Annotated in this window: 17 protein-coding genes and 1 pseudogene; 8 read left to right on the plus strand and 10 right to left on the minus strand. The window is 62.8% G+C overall.

Features of this window, described 5'->3' with window-relative positions; all coding sequences use genetic code 11:
• The first annotated feature begins 78 nt into the window (after positions 1-78).
• Both NKH03_RS04020 and NKH03_RS04025 read left to right on the plus strand, forming a co-directional pair.
• On the plus strand, positions 79-498 hold the full coding sequence (locus NKH03_RS04020) for a DoxX family protein (RefSeq protein WP_352873920.1): 420 nt from the start codon (positions 79-81) through the stop codon (positions 496-498).
• A gap of 142 nt (positions 499-640) precedes the next feature.
• Positions 641-1,045 carry a DoxX family protein gene (locus NKH03_RS04025; protein ID WP_352967229.1) on the plus strand — a complete coding sequence of 135 codons (405 nt, stop codon included), beginning with the start codon at positions 641-643 and terminating at the stop codon, positions 1,043-1,045.
• Positions 1,046-1,336: 291 nt separating this feature from the next.
• On the opposite strand, the gene ppx is transcribed toward NKH03_RS04025, so the two are convergent.
• Both ppx and NKH03_RS04035 read right to left on the minus strand, forming a co-directional pair.
• A complete protein-coding gene (gene ppx / locus NKH03_RS04030) occupies positions 1,337-2,872 on the minus strand; it encodes an exopolyphosphatase (RefSeq protein ID WP_352967230.1) in 1,536 nt (511 codons plus the stop codon).
• Positions 2,872-5,073 carry an RNA degradosome polyphosphate kinase gene (locus NKH03_RS04035; RefSeq protein ID WP_352967232.1) on the minus strand — a complete coding sequence of 734 codons (2,202 nt, stop codon included), beginning with the start codon at positions 5,071-5,073 and terminating at the stop codon, positions 2,872-2,874. The genes ppx and NKH03_RS04035 overlap by 1 nt, the downstream gene beginning before the upstream one ends.
• A 245-nt stretch (positions 5,074-5,318) precedes the next feature.
• Here NKH03_RS04035 and NKH03_RS04040 point away from each other — a divergent pair, with 245 nt between their 5' ends.
• Positions 5,319-5,564, plus strand: a complete 246-nt coding sequence (locus tag NKH03_RS04040) for a zinc-finger domain-containing protein (protein ID WP_023761953.1) — start codon at positions 5,319-5,321, stop codon at positions 5,562-5,564.
• Positions 5,565-5,583: 19 nt separating this feature from the next.
• The gene (locus NKH03_RS04045) at positions 5,584-6,825 is read left to right on the plus strand and encodes an FAD-dependent monooxygenase (protein ID WP_352967233.1); all 1,242 of its coding nucleotides are present in this window, start codon (positions 5,584-5,586) and stop codon (positions 6,823-6,825) included.
• Between the two features lie 214 nt (positions 6,826-7,039).
• Here the strand turns inward: NKH03_RS04045 and NKH03_RS04050 are convergent.
• From NKH03_RS04050 to NKH03_RS04080, 7 genes and pseudogenes are all read right to left on the minus strand, one after another.
• Positions 7,040-7,712: pseudogene (locus NKH03_RS04050) on the minus strand (TIGR02117 family protein).
• A gap of 117 nt (positions 7,713-7,829) precedes the next feature.
• A complete protein-coding gene (locus NKH03_RS04055) occupies positions 7,830-8,579 on the minus strand; it encodes an amino acid ABC transporter ATP-binding protein (RefSeq protein ID WP_031260969.1) in 750 nt (249 codons plus the stop codon).
• 78 nt (positions 8,580-8,657) lie between these two features.
• Positions 8,658-9,815 carry an amino acid ABC transporter permease gene (locus NKH03_RS04060; protein WP_352967235.1) on the minus strand — a complete coding sequence of 386 codons (1,158 nt, stop codon included), beginning with the start codon at positions 9,813-9,815 and terminating at the stop codon, positions 8,658-8,660.
• Positions 9,816-9,824: 9 nt separating this feature from the next.
• Positions 9,825-11,012 (minus strand): amino acid ABC transporter permease, encoded by a 1,188-nt coding sequence (locus NKH03_RS04065; protein WP_352967237.1) that lies wholly within the window; start codon positions 11,010-11,012, stop codon positions 9,825-9,827.
• A 63-nt stretch (positions 11,013-11,075) separates the two neighbouring features.
• Positions 11,076-12,104 (minus strand): amino acid ABC transporter substrate-binding protein, encoded by a 1,029-nt coding sequence (locus NKH03_RS04070; RefSeq protein WP_352882614.1) that lies wholly within the window; start codon positions 12,102-12,104, stop codon positions 11,076-11,078.
• A 407-nt stretch (positions 12,105-12,511) separates the two neighbouring features.
• Complete coding sequence (locus tag NKH03_RS04075; RefSeq protein ID WP_352967238.1) at positions 12,512-13,366, minus strand: DUF2182 domain-containing protein; 855 nt, start codon at positions 13,364-13,366, stop codon at positions 12,512-12,514.
• 9 nt (positions 13,367-13,375) lie between these two features.
• Positions 13,376-14,011 (minus strand): DUF1326 domain-containing protein, encoded by a 636-nt coding sequence (locus tag NKH03_RS04080; protein WP_352967239.1) that lies wholly within the window; start codon positions 14,009-14,011, stop codon positions 13,376-13,378.
• Positions 14,012-14,608: 597 nt separating this feature from the next.
• On the opposite strand from NKH03_RS04080, the gene NKH03_RS04085 reads away from it, so the two are divergent.
• From NKH03_RS04085 to NKH03_RS04095, 3 genes are all read left to right on the plus strand, one after another.
• The gene (locus tag NKH03_RS04085) at positions 14,609-15,793 is read left to right on the plus strand and encodes a cystathionine beta-lyase (protein WP_352882611.1); all 1,185 of its coding nucleotides are present in this window, start codon (positions 14,609-14,611) and stop codon (positions 15,791-15,793) included.
• A 130-nt stretch (positions 15,794-15,923) separates the two neighbouring features.
• Positions 15,924-17,012: an HPP family protein gene (locus tag NKH03_RS04090; RefSeq protein WP_352967241.1), complete on the plus strand. Its 1,089-nt coding sequence runs from the start codon at positions 15,924-15,926 to the stop codon at positions 17,010-17,012.
• A 114-nt stretch (positions 17,013-17,126) separates the two neighbouring features.
• Positions 17,127-17,435, plus strand: coding sequence for a cupredoxin domain-containing protein (locus tag NKH03_RS04095; protein ID WP_352882609.1), 309 nt, complete (start codon positions 17,127-17,129; stop codon positions 17,433-17,435).
• Here the strand turns inward: NKH03_RS04095 and NKH03_RS04100 are convergent.
• Entirely contained in the window at positions 17,396-18,277 is an 882-nt protein-coding gene (locus NKH03_RS04100; protein WP_352882607.1) for a crotonase/enoyl-CoA hydratase family protein, read from the minus strand. The genes NKH03_RS04095 and NKH03_RS04100 overlap by 40 nt on opposite strands.
• Before the next feature lie 87 nt (positions 18,278-18,364).
• Here NKH03_RS04100 and NKH03_RS04105 point away from each other — a divergent pair, with 87 nt between their 5' ends.
• Positions 18,365-18,946, plus strand: coding sequence for a TetR/AcrR family transcriptional regulator (locus NKH03_RS04105; RefSeq protein ID WP_352882606.1), 582 nt, complete (start codon positions 18,365-18,367; stop codon positions 18,944-18,946).
• The last annotated feature ends 1 nt before the right edge of the window (position 18,947 follow it).

Here is an 18,947-nt window from a genome sequence, read left to right on the forward strand (position 1 = left end):
TCACCAATCTGACGGCTTTGGTGAACAGTCCGCGTGCTCTATCTCACCGGTATCAACCCTTTTCCGGAGAGAGCCACCATGTCCATCAACACTTCAGCCGCCGGTTCCGGCGCTTCCAATGCCTCAACCACCATCCTCCTCGGCCGCGTCCTGCTTGCGGCCATCTTCCTGCTTTCAGGTTTCGGCAAGCTCACCGCCATCGCCGGCACGGCCGGCTATTTCGGCAGCCTCGGCCTGCCCTTGCCGACCGTAACGGCTATCATCGTCGGCTTGATCGAGCTTCTCGGTGGTCTCGCCATCCTCGTCGGCTTCCAGACCCGGGCCGCGGCCTGGGTGCTCGCGGTTTTCACGGTCGCTACCGGCCTGGTCGCCCACACCGGCTGGGCCGACCAGATGCAGATGATCCAGTTCCTCAAGAACCTCGCCATCACTGGCGGCTTCCTGCTGCTGGCTTCATCGGGCGCCGGTGCCTACTCCATCGACGCCAAGCGCGGCTGAACCTCAAGCCTCGAAATGAAAGCGGCGCGGAATTTTCCGCGCCGCTTTTTCGTTGTCGGTGCAGACGTCTCAGCCGGTTTGATTCCTGCTACGATCCCGGCTTGGCTGTAATCGCCCGGCTCGACCGACAACGGAGGTGAACATGCCCCGCAACGCGCTGCTTCTGCTTTCCCGGCTGCTGCTCGCCGCCCTGTTCGTGCCTTCCGGTTTTCACGCGCTGAGCGACATTGCCGGCACGACGGGCTATTTCGCCGGCCTCGGCCTGCCGCTGCCGACGCTAGCCGCCTGGGGCACGGGACTGTTCGAACTCGTCGCCGGATCGCTCATCCTGGTCGGCTTCCAGACCCGGATTGCGGCGCTGATGCTGGCAGCCTTCTGCATTGTCGCCGGTTTCATCGGCCATTACGGCCAGGGTAGCGGCGACGCCATGCTCGCCTTCCTGCACCAGCAGATGCTGATGAAGGATATCGCCACATCGGGCGGCTTCCTGGCACTTGCCATGGCCGGCGCCGGCGCTTGGTCTGTCGACGGGCGTGGCGCGATTTGATATCTTTGCTTAGACGCGCCCGAGCTGATCGACCCCCACTCCGTCTCGGCTTCGCCGAGCCATCTCTCCCCCGATCGACGGGTAGAGGAAGGGCGCGAGCCTTTTGCCGCCAAACGCTGTTCCAACGAGGCTCCCTTCCTTTCCCTCCGAAGGGGGAAGGTGGCGCTGCGAAGCAGCGACGGATTGGGGGAAGCCGGTCCACAAACGCGAGGCCGCCGACGAGTGAGCACGACCGGGCAGGTCTAATACCCGCTTGAGTCAGATAAGACACGGCCTGCTATCAGGCAGCGCCTATTTCACCGACACGCTCGGACCGCCCTCGACGGCCAGCACCAGCCTGCGGTTGGTGATCCTTGCCAGTTGCGCCAGGCGGCCGGCCGGTCGTTCGCCATACAGGTCGGCCAGCGAAGCCGGCAAGACAAGCGCCAGCACGCCGTTGCCGCGCTGTTCCCATTTCAGCCTGGGCATGATGCCCGGCATCGCCGCCGTCAGCAGGTAGACGACGCGCATCATCGCCGCGAGCACGCGGGCGCGCTCCAGATAACGCGGCGGAGCCAGCGCCTTGATTTCGGGTGCGATGGCTTCGTTGAAGATGCCGTCGTGACGGTAGGCGTTGGCCATTGCCAGGAAGGCGCGACCGGGGTGGTCGACGCCGAAGAAGGACGCGTGGGCAATAATGTTGAGCGATTGCTTGCCGCGATATTCTGGATGCGCGCGCCAGCCGATGTCGGCAAGCAATGCGGCCGCGTGGCGGTAGCGCGCCTCGTCCTCGGTCTCGTCGATGCCGAAGGCGGCAAAGGTCCTGGCGGTCCAGTCGACAAGTTCATGCGCATGGGTGACGGAGCGGGAGCGCAGCCGGGCGAGTTCCTCCGAGGCCGAAATCAATGGATCCGCCTTCTGTTCGGCCTCGTCGAGCAGCGAATAGAGAAAGCCTTCGCGCACGCCGAGCGCCGAGACGATGATCTTCGACGGCTGCATCGCCGCCATGATCTCCTGCAGCACGATGGCGCCATAAGGCAGCAGAGAACGGCGGTTCTTGGAAACGCCTTCGATCCCCTTGACCTTCTCGATCTCGGCCTTGGCCACCTGCTTGAGGAAGTTCGCCGCGCTTTCGGCTGATATCTCGTAATGGTGCATGACGCCAAGCGGATAGTTGGTCATTTCCATGTGCAGGCGGGCGAGATTTCGCCAGGTGCCGCCGACGGCGTAGAAGGGCCTGCCCTGCCCGCCTTTCAAGAGCTTAGCCTTCGCGAGTTCATCACGCGCGATCTTGGCCGCCTGGGCCAGCGAGTTTTTCGCCATGTCCTGCAGGCGCAGGCCGCCCAGCGGCAGCGTTATGCCGTCACCGATTGCTTCGCCGTTGACATCGACCAGTTCGAGGCTGCCGCCGCCCAGATCGCCGGCGATGCCATTGGCTGGATGGAAGCCGGAAATGACGCCAAGCGCCGAATAATAGGCTTCCTGACGGCCGCTGATCACGCGGATCTCGGTCTTGAGGACATCTTCGGCGCGGTGGATGAAATCGGGACCGTTGATAGCCTCGCGGGCGGCGGCGGTGGCAAGCACATACATCTGTTCGGCGCCGGCCTGGTCGGAGAGCGCGCGAAAGCGGCGGAACTCTTCCATCGAACGCGTCACCGCCTCGGGGTCGAGCTTGCCGGTCGAAACGATGCCTCGGCCGAGACCGGCCAGCATCTTTTCGTTGAACAGCATGGTCGGCGAGCGCGACAGCCCCTCATAAACGACCAGACGGATCGAATTCGATCCGATGTCGATGATGGACAGCGGTCGACGGTCCTGCAACCGGCCTTGGGAATTAGACAGCATCAGCCGGACGCTGCGGCGTTCTTCTTGCGTCGCTTGAACTGCGCGATGCGCTTGGGCGCGTGCGACTTCAGCGCGTCGCCCCGTCCCGACAGGCTCGGATTGGTCATGAAATATTCCTGCGCGTTGAACGGTTCCTCGCCCTCCTCCAGCACCACGCGCCGGGAGGTTCCATCAGCCAATACGTCGAAACTTTGCTGATTGTCCATGATGTTGCCAAGCATGATCTGGCCGAGGATCTGTTCATGCACAGTTGGATTGGTGATCGGCACCATGGTCTCGACACGGCGGTCGAGATTGCGCGGCATGAGGTCCGCCGAGGAGATGTAGATGATCGCCCCGTCCGATGGCAGGCCGTGACCATTGCCGAAGCAATAGATGCGGCTGTGCTCGAGAAACCGCCCGACGATCGATTTTACACGAATGTTTTCCGAAAGGCCCGAAACCTGGGGCCGCAGGCAGCAGATGCCGCGCACGACAAGGTCGATCTCGACGCCGGCGCGGCTGGCATCATAGAGCGCGTCGATGACGATCGGGTCGACGAGCGCGTTCATCTTCATCCAGATGCGCGCCGGCTTGCCGTCCACGGCATAGGCAATCTCATCGGCAATGTGCTTCAGGATGCGGCTCCTCAGTGTGAACGGCGAGATCGCCAGACGCATTTCATCCGTCGGCTCGGCATAGCCGGTGATGAAATTGAAGAGCTGGGCGACGTCGCGTGCAATCGTCGGATCGGTGGTGAAGAAGGACAGGTCGGTGTAGATGCGCGCGGTGACCGGATGGTAGTTGCCGGTGCCGAGGTGCACGTAGTTGCGCAATTTGCCGTCCTCGCGCCGCACCACCAGCGACATCTTCGCATGCGTCTTCAGTTCGAGAAACCCGAACACGACCTGCACGCCGGCACGCTCCAGGTCGCGCGCCCAGCGGATGTTGGCTTCCTCGTCGAAGCGCGCCTTGAGCTCGACCAGCGCCGTGACCGATTTGCCGGCCTCGGCCGCATCGACCAGCGCGCGCACGATCGGGCTGTCATTGGAGGTGCGGTAAAGCGTCTGCTTGATCGCCACCACTTCCGGGTCGGCCATCGCCTGGCGCAGGAACTGCACCACCACATCGAAGGATTCATAGGGATGATGGACGACGATGTCCTTCTCGCGGATGGCGGCGAAACAGTCGCCGCCATGCTCGCGAATACGTTCGGGAAAGCGCGGATTGTAGGGCGTGAATTTGAGATCGTCGCGGGGAACGGCGACGATTTCGGAGATCTGGCTGAGCGCCAGTGGACCGGTGAGCACGCTGATGCGGCTCGACGAGACACCAAGCTCGCCGGCGACGAAATCGCGCAGTTCGCCAGGCATCAGCCTGTCGAATTCGATGCGGATGACCGAGCCGCGGCGGCGCCGCTTCAGCGCCGTCTCGAACAGGCGCACGAGATCTTCCGACTCTTCCTCGACCTCGATATCGCTGTCGCGGATGATGCGGAACGTGCCTGAGCCCTTGACCTCATAGCCAGGGAAGAGCTTGCCGATGTACAGGCCGACCGCCTCTTCCAGCGGGATGAAGCGGACATGGCGTTTGCGGTCCGGCAGACGGATGAAGCGCTTGAGCGCCACCGGCAGGCGCAGCAGCGCGCTCATCTCTTCGCCATTCTTGCGATGACGCAATTGCAGCGCCATCGAGAAGCCGAGATTGGGGATGAACGGGAACGGGTGCGCCGGGTCGATCGACAGCGGGGTCAGCACCGGAAACACCTGCTCCTGGAAATGGTCTTCCAGCCAGATTTTCTCGTCCTTGGTGAGCGCGTCGCGGGTGATGGTCTCGATGCCCTCCTTGTTGAGCAGCACGGTGAGCGCTGACAGGCTCTTCTGCTGGTCTTCCTGCAGCCGCTCGACCTCACGCAGCAGCTGTTCCAGCTGCTGTTCGGGGGTGCGCCCGTCAGGACTTTTCAGCACGATGCCTTCGCGCACCTGGCCGGCGAGGCCGGCGACGCGCACCATGAAGAACTCGTCGAGATTGGCGGCCGAGATCGACAGGAAGCGGACACGCTCCAGCAGCGGATGATTGAGGTTCAGCGATTCCTCGAGAACGCGCCGGTTGAACTGCAGCCAGGAAAACTCGCGATTGACGAAACGATCGGGATTGCCGCCTTCCGGACTTGCCGCCTCGACGTTGGTGAATTCGCTCTGCACCGGCTTCAGTTCGTTCATATTCCCGCTCTTCCACACCGTCTGCCGCCAGAGTGCCGCGCGTCCCCTTCAGGACGCGCAAAGGACGCTCTGCCACTCCAAGGCCACGCATGATCCGTTCCGAAAACCGAAGTCGGTTTTCCGGCCATGCGTTAACCGGCTTAACTTATCCTCTGACAGGCTTTTGCGACAGTTTCATTTCATCGAACTTGCAAAGAGGCCTGTTATGATCCAGATGCAGAAGAGACTGCGTTAAGGAGACGACGATGGCAGGCGGTTCCATTCCCCATTTCCAGAACGATGCGGGCTACCCGGCTATCGACATCGGCGTCAAGGAATTCATGTGCACGGGCGCCAACCCGCCATTCGATCACCCGCACGTGTTTCTCGATATGGGCGACGACAATGAAAAAGTTTGCCCCTATTGCTCGACGCTCTACCGCTATTCGCCCAAGCTGAAGGCGACGGAAACGCTGCCGGCCGGCTGCATCTATATCGACCAGGCTGCCTGATTCTTTCGCGACAAGCTCGATGAACGACATACGTTCCCGGCAAGTCCTCATCGCCGGGGCCGGCGTCGCCGGGTTGACCGCAGCGCTTGCTTTCGCCAAACGCGGCTATTCCGTGCAGGTGTTCGAACAGGCGCAGCGCCTGGAAGCGGTCGGCGCGGGCCTCCAGCTTTCTCCCAACGCGACGCGCATCCTTCGCCAGCTTGGCGTGCTCGACCGTCTGCTGCCGGCAGCAGTGCGGCCCGAGGCCGTAGTGCTGAAGGACGCCGCGACCCTCCGTGAACTGGCACGCGTGCCGCTCGGACAAGCCGCCGAGGCCCGCTGGCAAGCACCCTATCTCGTCGCCCACAGGGCCGATCTGCAGAGTGCACTGATGGCGCGTGCCAACGAGATCGCCGAGATCGAGATCGTCACTGGCGCGCGCATCGACAGTGTTGCCACGGGCACCCATGGCATCACCGCGACGGCCGAGATCGACGGCAAGACCATCACGGCCGAGGGGTTCCTGCTGGTCGGCGCCGATGGCGTCTGGTCATCGGTGGGCGGGCTTGTCGATTCGGCCAAGGGGTCGGCCTCGCCAAGAAGCCGCTTTTCCGGCGAACTGGCCTGGCGCACGACCATTGCCGCGCAGAGTGCCGCAGGGCAGGCTTTCGCGGCGATCGGCGCTCCGGACTGCGTCACCACCTTCCTGCACCCGGGCTTCCATATGGTCGCCTATCCCGTCAGCAAGGGTGACGCATTCAATCTCGTCGCCTTCACCAAGGGCGAACGCATTGCCGAAGGCTGGTCCGGCCATGCCGATCCCGGCATCCTCGCAGGCGCGGTGCGCGGCGCCGCGCCTGGCCTTGCAAGACTGGTGGAAGTGGCTGGCCCGTGGCTGACCTGGCCGCTCCATACGGTCGACCAGAAGCGACCCTGGACAACGCCGGACGGCATCGCACTGATCGGCGACGCCGCACATGCGATGACCCCGTTCGCGGCGCAAGGCGCGGCCATGGCCATCGAGGATGCGGCGACACTTGCCGGTATCATTGCCGACTCCCCTGCCCATCCGGCACGAAGCCTGCAAATCTGGGAGAACCTGCGGCGGCCGCGCGTCGCCAGGGTCGCACGCCGAGGCGCCATCAACCGCCTTGCCTGGCATGCCGCGGGTCCAGTGGCTGTCGCGCGAAATCTGTTCCTGAAAATGCGCTCGCCGGAAAAGCTCGCGGCGGATTTGGACTGGCTCTACGGCTGGCAGCCGGAGGCTGTTGTCAGGCGTTGACAGGCCGGCGGGACAGCACCCCCCTCTGTCCTGCCGGACATCTCCCCCGCAAGGGGGGAGATCAGCTGTCGCCCCTGCTTTCGCCAATCACCGACGTCGCGAAATGAAGTGAGGCGTCGCAACTGCCAATCTCCCCCCTTGCGGGGGAGATGTCCGGCAGGACAGAGGGGGGTGTGAAGGAACGCGACGCTTGCCAATTCGCGGAATGCCCCCGCTAATTATACAGCCGCATCGACAGGCCAAGCGATACAGGCAGCGGATTCCACCAGCCGGTGCGCAGGCCGGCGGTGCGCAAGGCGGCCGCCGTCCAGGTGTTGCAGCCGACCAGTGCATTGAAATGGCCGTTGGCTTCGTAAAAGCCGTCGAACCTGGAATAGGCCGCGTCCGAAACAAGGATCGGACCCTTCGGCCCCCGCTGGAAACTCGCATCGATGAAATCGAGCAGCGCCGCGAACCGATCCTCACCGATGTCGAACCCTCGCGACGTCCGGGCGCGATTCGACGATGTCACCGAAGACATCGACATGCATGACCGAAGCGTCGAGGGTCAGTGCCTTCATCACCGGCACTGCCTTCAACTCAGACCATGTCGGCGTCTCCAGATAGAAGGCGCGGCCGACCCAGCCGAAGACGATGTAGCGGACCTCAGGGGCATCCGCCGGTATGCCGGCGTCGGCCAGGAAATGGAAACGCTGGCGCACGGCATCGTTGACCGGAATGGCAATGTCCGTGTGGATCGGGTTCTTCAGCACCAGGATGCGATGCGTGTTGGCGGGTGCTGCCGCGACGGCCGGCCGCCACAGCGGGCGCGGCACGAGAGCGCCCATCGTCACAGCGAGCGCAATGACGATCAACAGAAGACCTAGAAAACGTCCCAGCCTTTTCATGAATGGCGGCCCCTGCAAACGCGTCCGGCGCAACACATCTGCCCACCTCCTGGCGGTCCATACGAAAAAAGCCCGGCCAAGGTTTCGGCCGGGCTTCTTCCGTCTGTGGAAAAACAATCAGTGCAGGATCTGCGACAGGAACAGCTTCGTGCGCTCGTGGCGCGGGTGGTCGAAGAACTCGGCCGGCGTGTTCTGCTCGACGATCTGGCCCTGATCCATGAAGATAACGCGGTTGGCGACCTTGCGGGCAAAGCCCATCTCGTGGGTGACGCACAGCATGGTCATGCCTTCTTCGGCAAGGCCAACCATGGTCTCCAGCACCTCCTTGATCATTTCCGGGTCGAGCGCCGAAGTCGGCTCATCGAACAGCATGATGCGCGGGTTCATGCACAGCGAGCGGGCGATCGCCACGCGCTGCTGCTGGCCGCCCGACAGCTGGCCGGGATATTTGTGGGCCTGTTCCGGGATCTTGACGCGCTTGAGGAAATGCATGGCGATTTCCTCGGCCTGCTTCTTCGGCGTCTTGCGCACCCAGATCGGCGCCAGCGTGCAGTTCTCGAGGATGGTCAGATGCGGGAACAGGTTGAAGTGCTGGAACACCATGCCCACCTCGCGGCGGACCTCGTCGATCTTCTTGAGATCGTTGGTCAGTTCCTTGCCGTCGACGATGATCTTGCCCTTCTGGTGCTCTTCCAGACGGTTGATGCAGCGGATCATCGTCGATTTGCCGGAGCCCGAAGGGCCGCAGATGACGATACGCTCGCCGCGCATCACTTTCAGATTGATGTCCTTCAGCACATGGAATTCGCCATACCATTTGTGCATGGCGATGATGTCGATGGCGACATCGGTGGTGGAAATCTGCATCTTGGCGGCGTTGACCTTGATCTCTTCCGCGCTAACGGCATTTTCGGTGGCCATGACAGGGTCCCCTTGTTCTTTTGTTTAGCGTTTGTGGCCGGTGTCGAGCCGACGTTCGGTGAACATTGAATAGCGCGACATGCCGAAGCAGAACAGCCAGAAGACGAAGGCCGCGAAGATCAGGCCAGACCTGGCCGTCTGCGCCGTTGCCCAGTTTGGGTCGGAGAAGTTCTGCTTCACAATGCCGAGAAGGTCGAACATCGAGATGATGATGACCAGGCTGGTGTCCTTGAACATGCCGATAAAGGTGTTGACGATGCCCGGGATCACCAATTTCAGTGCCTGCGGCATGATGATGAAATACATCTTCTGCCAATAGCCGAGGCCGAGCGAATCCGCACCTTCATACTGCCCCTTGGGGATCGCCTGCAGTCCGCCGCGCACCACTTCGGCCATATAGGCGGCGGCAAACAGCGACACGCCGATCAAAGCGCGCAGGAACTTGTCGAACGAGACGCCGGCCGGCAGGAACAGCGGCAGCATGACGCTGGCGAAGAACAACACGGTGATCAGCGGGATGCCGCGCACCGTCTCGATGAAAACGACGCACAGCGTCTTGATGATCGGCATCTTGGAACGGCGGCCGAGCGCCAGCACGATGCCCAGCGGCAGCGACACGGCAATACCGACGAAGGACAGGCTGAGCGTCACCAGCAGCCCGCCCCACAGCGAGGTTTCGACATGCGGCAGGCCGAACATGCCGCCGACCAGCAGGATGAAAGCGACGATCGGCAGTGCAAAGAACAGCAGAATCGCATTCAGGCCCTTGCGCGGCACCTTCGGGATAAGCATCGGCACCAGCAGCGCCACGAACAGGATGGCGACCAGGATCGGACGCCAGCGCTCCTCGATCGGGTAGCGCCCGAGCATGAACTGGCCGAATTTGGCATTGACGAAAGCCCAGCAGGCGCCGGTCCAGCCATCCGGCTGGACGCCGCCTTGCGCAACCGTGGCGCACACGGTCCGGTCCGGTCCGGTCCACACAGCGTTGATGAATGCCCAGTTGATGATTTGCGGCAGGATCATCGCCACCAGGGCGATGCCGACGATGGTCATAATGGTGTCGCCGGTGGAAGCGATCAGGTTCCTGCGCACCCACGCACCGAAACCCGCGACGCCGGCAGGCGCTGGCTGCGCCAGCGCCATTTCGCTGCGCACCCAGGACATATCATGTTCTTGCATGTCCTTACCTCACCTCTCCACCAGCGCCATCTTGGCGTTGAACCAGTTCATCACAAGCGAGGTCAGAAGGCTGATGGCCAGATAGATCACCATCATGATCACCACGCCCTCGACAGCCTGGCCGGTCTGGTTCAGCACCGTACCGGCGGTCGCCGTCAGGTCCGGGTAGCCGATGGCGATGGCGAGCGACGAGTTCTTGGTCAGGTTGAGATACTGGCTGGTCAGCGGCGGAATGACGATGCGCATGGCCTGCGGCACGACGACCAGCCGCAGGATCGATCCGGGCCGCAGCCCCAACGCACCGGCAGCTTCCGTCTGGCCCGTGCTGACACCCCTGATGCCGGCGCGTACGATCTCGGCAATGAAGGCGGCGGTATAGCAGGACAGCGCCAGATACAGCGACAGGAACTCGGGCCTGACCTGGAAGCCGCCGGTCAGGTTGAATGTCGATTGCTTGGGGTAATCGAAACTCAAGGGGAAGCCGCTCAGCGCATAGGCGAGCAGCGGCAGCCCGACGATCACCGCGGCGGACGTCCAAAACACCGGAAATTGCTGGCCGGTCGCCATCTGCCGCTGCCGCGCCTTGCGCGCGACGAACCACGCCATGGCGATGCCGACAAGCAGAGCGACGAAGATCAGCCACGAGCCGTCGCCCCAGACGGCGCGTGGAAAATAGAAGCCGCGCTGGTTGAGGAAGGAGCCGAACGGCAAATTGATGCTCTCGCGCGGCGGCGGCAACACGGCAAGCACGCCGGAATACCAGAAGAAGATGACCAGCAGCGGCGGGATGTTGCGGAACACCTCGACATAGACCGTGCAGATCTTCCTGATCAGCCAGTTTTGCGAAAGCCGGCCGATGCCGACAATGAAGCCGATGATTGTCGCGGTGATTATGCCGACGACGGCGACGATCACGGTGTTGAGGAAACCAACCAGGATGGCACGGCCATAGGTCGAATCCGATGAATAGGCGATGGCGCTTTCGCTTATGTCGAAGCCGGCGCGGCCCTTGAGGAAGCCGAAGCCCGACGCGATGTGCAGCCGGGTCAGATTGTCGATGACGTTGTGGGCAATCCACCAGACGCCAGCCACCAGCACGACGACGACCACCGCCTGGAAGAATACGCCCCGGACCCTCGGATCGTTGATGAAGGAACCGCGGCTGGGCTCCTCGCGAAGAACTTCCTGCGATGCCATTCGACCGTCCCCTGGAAAGAGAAACCGGGAAGCAGACGACCTGCCTCCCGGATCACATTTCGATCAGCGGATCGGCGGAGCGTACTGCAGGCCACCCTTGGTCCACAGCGCGTTGATGCCGCGCGCGATCTTCAGCGGGCTGCCCGAACCGACATTGCGTTCGAACATTTCGCCATAATTGCCCACGGCCTTGACGATGTTGACGACCCAGTCGTTGGAGACGCCGAGATCGGTACCGATCTTGGTATCGGCTTCCTGGCCAAGCACGCGCTTGATCTCCGGGCTGGGCGAGTTCTTCATTTCGTCGACATTGGCCTTGGTGATGCCAAGCTCTTCCGCCTGCAACAGTGCGAAATAGGTCCACTTGACGATGTGGTACCACTGGTCGTCGCCCTGGCGCACGGCCGGTCCGAGCGGCTCCTTGGAGATGATCTCGGGCAGCACGACGTGGTCGGCCGGCGAGCCCAGCGTCAGGCGGATGCCGTAGAGGCCCGACTGGTCGGTGGTGTAGACGTCGCAACGGCCGGCGTCATAGGCGGCGTTGACCTCTTCCAGCTTTTCGAAGACGACCGGATTGTACTCCATCTTGTTGGCCTTGAAATAGTCGGCCAGATTGAGTTCGGTGGTGGTGCCGCTCTGCACGCAGACGGCGGCGCCGGAAAGCTGCAACGCCGAATTGACGCCCGGCAGCTTCTTGGCATTGATCATGAAACCCTGGCCGTCATAGTAGGTGACGCCGATGAAATTCAGGCCAAGCGCCGTGTCGCGGTTGATGGTCCAGGTGGTGTTGCGCGACAGGATGTCGATCTCGCCGGACTGCAGCGCGGTGAACCGCTCCTTGGCGCTGAGCGGCGTGAACTTGACCTTGGTGCCGTCACCAAAGACGGCGGCCGCGACAGCGCGGCAGAAATCCGCATCGATGCCTTGCCAGTCACCCTTGTCGTCCGGCGCCGAGAAGCCGGCCAGGCCTGTCGAGACGCCGCACTGGATGAAACCCTTCGCCTTGACGGTATCGAGCGTGGCCGCCGACGCGGCCGACACCATCAACCCAAGCGTGGCGGCGCCAAGAATGCCGATAGCAATATGTTTCATGACCCACAGACCCTTTTCTCTGTTTTTCAGGGCAAACCCTGACCTTTTTCCCGTGTGAATGCAGTTCCCGTTCCGGCCCATTCCCGGAACCCCGCATCGGTAACCGACGCGCAGCCTCCCATTCACGAATGTCATCGAAGGCGATAATTCCTGTGAGGTCAAGGGAAATGACCGAAACCGAAGGAGTTTGAAAACCGATTGCCGCAAATGCCTGAATTGCAGACAAACGCGCCCGCGAATTAGTCAGCAGCGCAAATAAAGACGGCAAAGCTCATACAACGCAAATGCAGGCCGCGGCAGGCGAGATTCATCCCAGGCAATACCTCGGCGTTACTGACCCGGCGCAATGGTATCCAACGCATATTGGGCGGTTGCGAGCCAATATCGCCTTGAGACAAGGATCGTTTTCAAAGCGCCCGAAAGACGAGCCAGGTTCCGATAGCAGCCATCAACGCGCCGGAAACGCGCGGGATCAACTGCCCGGTCGGGACCGTTTTCTCCAGCAAGACAAGGATGGCGATGCCGGCGATCCAGAGCACGTTCATGACGCCGCCGACGAACAGCAGAGCCATCAGCGCCCAGCAGCAACCGAGACAATAGGCGCCATGATCGACGCCGAGCCGAAGTGCGCCGAGCGGAGCGGAGCGGAACCCGCCATGGCTGGTCAGGAACGCGATCGGCGCCTGACATTGGCGCAGGCAGACGCCCTTGATCGGCGTCCATTGATAGAGACCAGCGGCGATCAGGACGAGCCCACCGAGGATCGCGCTGTCGGTCGCCATCGAGGGATCGAGCAGGGCAAGACGGGCGAGCAGCCATTGCGCACCGGTCGCCACGATGCTGAACACGACCCAGACGGCGAGGTAGCCGGCAAAAAACCATCCCGTCGAAGCGAAAGGCCGGCCATCCGCCTGCGCCTTGCGACCGACGCCGGCATAGAGCAGCAACATCGGCGCGGCCGAAGGCGTCATCATGCCGACCATCATCACCGCCCACATCGTGAAGATGAAAGCGAAATCGGCCGATGCCCAGGCCCGGAAACCGGGCGCCACGGCGGCGCCCATATCCATGCCGCCCATGTTCGACATGTCCACTCCGGCCATGTCACTGCCCGCGCTGTCCGGCAAGGGGGAGCCGGGCATGACCATGTAGGCGGCGAGCCACAGCACGTAGGCCCAGGCGAGCACGGCAATCACGACGAGCGCGGCCGTTACGACCGCGCGGTCGCGCCGCAGCACCGCCTCGAGGGCCGTGTCGGTCATTGGATCAGGTCAATGCACGATGCCGCTCTGCGTGAGATGCAGATTGGCGAAATGGCTGTGCGAATCGGCTAGTTCGAACTTGATTGGGCCCGTCGTCTTGGTCCAGCCACGCCCGACTTCGGCGATCGCGTATTCGAAGCCGTGCGGCAGGTCGATGCGCGCCCGGTGTTCCGCGCCGGTGACCGGATTCTTGATCGGCTCGCCATGGCCGTCGGTTACGCCGTTGACGTGCAGCCGCGCGGTTCGCGCGCCGACATCGACCTTGAATTCGATCGGGGCAAAGATCGGATCGTGGAATTTCTCCAGCGTGGTCGAAAAGACCTGGAATATCGTCGCACCTGGTTCGGTATCCAGACCGCCCAATATGCGAAGCAGCGCACCACGCTGGGCCTCGGTCGCCCTCTCGTCGATAACCACAGCGGCTTCGCCCCTGCCCTCGTGTATGGCGCCGGGCCAGCGGAAAATCCCGACGAACCGCAATCCGTCGAGCTTGGTGTCGCCGTGATGGCCACTCTCGATTTCCATGCCAGCAACCGCTTCACAGAAACCGTATGTCGGCATGGCGTTGAACTGGCACGGGCAGCCATAGGCGCAGTTGCAGTTGGTGAATTCGCGCGCCTTCATTGTCCATTTGACGTCGGGCATGGCATTCCTCCCCTTGCCGCGCACACGCTTCGTGAACGCGATCCGGATCGTGGAGGACCAGAAGGACAACCGGCAACAACCATCCGGCAGCATCTGATCGAAGCAATCCGGCGATTAATATTAGCAGACGATTATATATCTTTCGCAATCGTCCACAATAGGGCGATCGGCGGAGATAGGGCTCCGAACTCAGGTTACAAAAGACCAGTTCGGTGGTGTTGGCAGTTTTTGTGCCGGCAGCTTTTCACGATAGGAATTTTTTCTTGATTCCATGACCTCAGCTATGGTACATATTCGTCCATGGTGCTGATTTGCGCCAGTGACCCGCCGCACAGGCGGGTTTTTCATTTGACGCTCCGTCAGCCAACGCGCCGGCGAAGGCTGCGAGGGAACCCGTTAGCCCGAGTTCGTTGCCCTGTCGGCGGAGACTGGCGCTGTTGCCTACAACGCACCGCCGGGGTCGCGTCACTCCCCGCATCGCCACCGTCTGCCGCGACGAATTGGCATATTCGAAGTCCATCCCCTGGCGGCCGGTGGCTGTTGCACGGTCCATGACGCCGCACTATGGCTAGCGGCTTGTCAACAAGGCGACGCGGAATGGCGAAAGACGGCAGCGAACACTTTAGCGGCGGGATGGGCATCAACACGCGGCTTGCCCATTCAGGCAACAATCCGCATGACTATTTCGGCTTCGTCAATCCGCCGGTGGTGCATGCCTCGACCGTGCTTTTTCGTGACGCGGCTTCGATGGCGGCACGCAGCCAGAAATACACCTACGGCACGCGCGGCACGCCGACGACCGATGCCCTTGCCCACGCCATAGACGCGCTGGAAGGCTCGGCCGGCACGATCGTGGTGCCATCGGGCCTGGCGGCGGTGACCGTGCCGCTGCTCGCCTTCGTGTCGGCGGGCGACCATCTGCTGATCGTCGATACCGTCTATCACCCGACCCGCAACTTCGCCGACACGATGCTGAAGCGGCTGGGCATCGAGGTCGAATACTACGCTCCCGAGGTCGGCGCCGGCATCGCGGCGTTGATCAAGTCCAACACCAAGGTGGTGTTCACGGAATCTCCAGCGTCCAATACGTTCGAGGTGCAGGACATCCCGGCCATCGTCAAGGCGGCGCACGCCGCGGGCGCCATCGTCATGATGGACAACACCTGGGCGACGCCGCTGTATTTCCGTCCACTGGACCACGGCGTCGACATCTCGATCCATGCGGCGACGAAGTACCCGGCCGGCCATTCCGACGTGCTGCTGGGCACGGTGTCGGCCAATGAGAGCTGCTGGAAGCATCTCTATGAAAGCTTCTGCACGCTTGGCTGCTGTGCCGGACCCGACGACGTCTACCAGGTGCTGCGCGGCCTGCGCACCATGGGCGTGCGCCTGGAGCATCATCAGCGCAGCACGCTCGCCATCGCCTCCTGGCTCGAAGGCCAGAAAGGCGTGGCGCGCGTGCTCCACCCTGCCCTACCCAGCCACCCGGACCACGATTTGTGGAAGCGCGACTTCTCCGGTTCGAGCGGCATCTTTTCCATCGTGCTTGCCGGCGGCGGCCAGAAGCAGCAGCACGCCTTCCTCGACGCACTGCGGATCTTCGGCCTCGGCTATTCCTGGGGCGGCTATGAGAGCCTTGCCGTGCCGGTCTGGCTCGGCGACCGCGTTGTCGCGAAAGCGCCCTATGAGGGTCCGTTGATCCGCCTGCAGATCGGCCTCGAGGATGTCGACGACCTGAAGGCCGACATTTCGCGCGGCCTGACCGCCGCGGCGGCTGCGTAGCGGAATTCTATTCCCTCAAACTGCTGTTTCCCGGATCAGTTTGGCTTTCAAATCCAATGTTGCCGCGTCATTGCGGTGCGAACAGTACACTTTCGACTTCCCCTGGAATACGGCAGAGTTTTTCGACGTCATGGCCTTCCGCCTCTTTGTTCCCATTCTTGCCGGCGCGACGCTGCGCGAGCGCCTTGTCGCCTGCATCGGCGCGACGATCGGCATTGCACTCACCGGCGTCATCGCCAGCCTTGTGCTCGGCAACGGTCCGCATGTGCCGCTGCTGGTGGCGCCGATGGGGGCGTCGGCCGTGCTCCTGTTCGCCGTCCCCGCCAGCCCGCTGGCGCAGCCATGGTCGATCATCGGCGGCAACACGATATCGGCACTGGTCGGCGTGATCGTGGCGCATTTCATCCACGAAACCGCGCTTGCCAGCGGCATCGCGGTGGCACTGGCCATCGCCGGCATGTCGTTCACGCGCTGCCTGCATCCACCGGGCGGAGCCGCCGCCCTGACCGCGGTGCTGGGAGGGCCCGCCGTCATCAGCGCCGGCTTCCTGTTCCCATTCGTGCCGGTGGCGCTGAACTCGATCCTGCTGGTGGCGCTCGGCTACGGCTTCCACAGACTGGCCCGGCGCAATTATCCGCATGTGCCGGTTGCAGCACCGACGAATAGCCATGGCACCAGCGATCCGCCTGCACAGTCGCGCGTCGGCTTCCGGTCCGAAGACATCGATGCCGCGCTTGGCGCACTCGACGAGACATTCGATATCGATCGCGGCGATCTCGACCGGCTGCTGCGGCAAGTCGAATTGCAGGCGATGGTGCGCGCGCACAAGACCGTTCTGTGTGAGGACATCATGTCGCGCGATGTAATCTCGGTCGACGCACACACCTCAGCCGAGGCGGCGCGCCAATTGCTGCTCGACCACAACATCCGCACCTTGCCGGTCGTCAACGCGGAGGCAAGGCTGGCGGGCACCGTGGGATTGCGGGAACTGACCCTTGCCTCAGGCACGGTTGGATCCGTGATATCGCCGGCGGCGACAGCCGCCGCCGATTTCGCCGCCATGGGTCTGCTGCCCGTGCTCACCAATGGCCGCAGCCATGCGGTGATCATCGTCGACGACGACGAGCGGATTCTCGGGCTGATCACCCAGACCGATCTCCTGGCGGCCACGGCGCGCCTGCAGGCTGCTGACAAGCCTTCATTGGATGCGGTAGCTTAACCCCGCCGGACCCGGAGAAAGATCTTCGGGAACCTTTTGCCGGCAACAGCGTCCAATCTCTCAATCTCAGCATGCCGAACACATCGCCGGCATGCTGAAGCAAGGACCGGGAGCATGCCGAAACGCAATCTGTGGATTGCGTTGATGCTGGCCGGCGGTATCGTCCCGGCGCAAGCTGAAACCATCCAGGTCACCATCGACAAACTGGTGTTCTCGCCGGCCGCCGTCGAGGCGAAGGTCGGCGACACGATCGAGTGGGTGAACAAGGACGCGTTCGCCCACACGGCCACTTTGAAAGGTGGCTGGGAGGTGACGATCCCGCCGAAGAAATCCGCGAGCCTGACATTGAAAGCCGCGGGATCGGTCGACTATTTCTGCCGCTTTCACCCCAATATGAAAGGCCGGCTGGTGGTGGCGCCCTGATCCGACGCCAGCGAGGCTCGCCTGGGCTCGTCAGGCCGCGCGATATGCGTCCATGTGCCCTTATGGCGCGGCTCGCGCCGCTCGATCCAGGCATCGAGCCCTTCGCGCAAATCGGCTGTCGAGGCCATGCGGGCGAACTGCTCGGCCTCGACCAGCAGGCCGTCGGCGATGCTCTGGTTGAGGCCGCGCGCCACCGCCGTGAGGATGCTCGCGATCGCCAGATCGGAGTGCCGCAGGATACGCCTGGCCAGGCCGATTGCGGCCGGCATCAAATCGCCATGCGGCACCACCTCGTTGACGAGGCCAAGTTCGAGAGCGCGCCGCGGCGGGAACCAATCGCCGGTCAAAAGCAGTTCCAGCGCCCGCTTGCGCCCTGCGAGCCTGGGCAAGCGCTGCGTTCCACCAAAAGTCGGCGGCATCGCAAGGTTGATTTCCGGCTTGGCGAACAAAGCCCGGTCGCTGGCAATGGCCAGCGGCACCGCCTCGGTGATTTCGCAGCCGCCACCAAAGGCAATGCCGTTGACGGCGGCGATGACGGGTTTGCGGAAGGCTTCCAGCCTTGCCGTCAGGCGCTGCCCGCGCATGACGAAGTCCCGCATCGCGACATCGACGCCAAGCGCCACGCTGGCCGAGAACTCGGCGATGTCGCCACCCGCCGAAAACGCCCGCTCCCCTGCTCCGGTAAGAATGACCGCCCGGACGCCGTCGTCGATTTCAATGTCGTCGAGGATCGCAAGCAGGCGATCGATCAGGGCATAGTTCAGCGCATTGAGTTTCTCCGGCCGGTTGAGGGTGAGGATGGCAATCCCATCCCTGGTCTCGTTGAGGACAAGATCGGTCATTGGCTCTTCCTTCTCCATCATGCTGATGGCCGGAAGACTATGCCCTTTGGCGCTTGTGTATATTCACTAGTCGGTATACTTAAGCTCATGCCTGACGCACAAAGCCCCACCCGCAAACGCATTGTCGATGCCGCGACCAGGCTCTTCTACGCCGAAGGAATCGGTCGCGTCAGCGTCGATGCCGTCGCCGAGGCGGCGGGTCTCACCAAGCGGACGCTCTACTACCATTTCAAGAGCAAGGACGACCTCATCGCCGCATATCTCGATGGCCGCGACCAACCCAATCTGAAGCGGATGGCCGGCTGGTTCGATGCTGCCGAAGGCGGCGCGGATCGCAAGGTCGAGGCGATCTTTACCAATCTGGCACGGGCCGCCCGCCATCCGAAATGGAAAGGATGCGGTTTCCTGCGCACGGCCGCGGAACTCGCCTCGATGCCCGGACATCCGGCGATCAAGGTCGGGTCGCGGCACAAGTTGAATTTCGAAACATGGCTGGCTGGCGAATTGTCCGATCGCGGCGTCGGGGAGCCGCAAGCCTTGGCGCGCGAGATCGTAGTCCTGATCGACGGCTCGTTTTCGATCATGCTGATCCACCGCAACCCCGATTATATCGAGGCGGCCGGCCGCGCCGCGGCGACGCTTGTGCGGGCGCGGACTTCAAGCGACTAGA

It is taken from the genome of Mesorhizobium sp. M1406 (assembly GCF_040317555.1).
GTDB lineage: Bacteria > Pseudomonadota > Alphaproteobacteria > Rhizobiales > Rhizobiaceae > Mesorhizobium.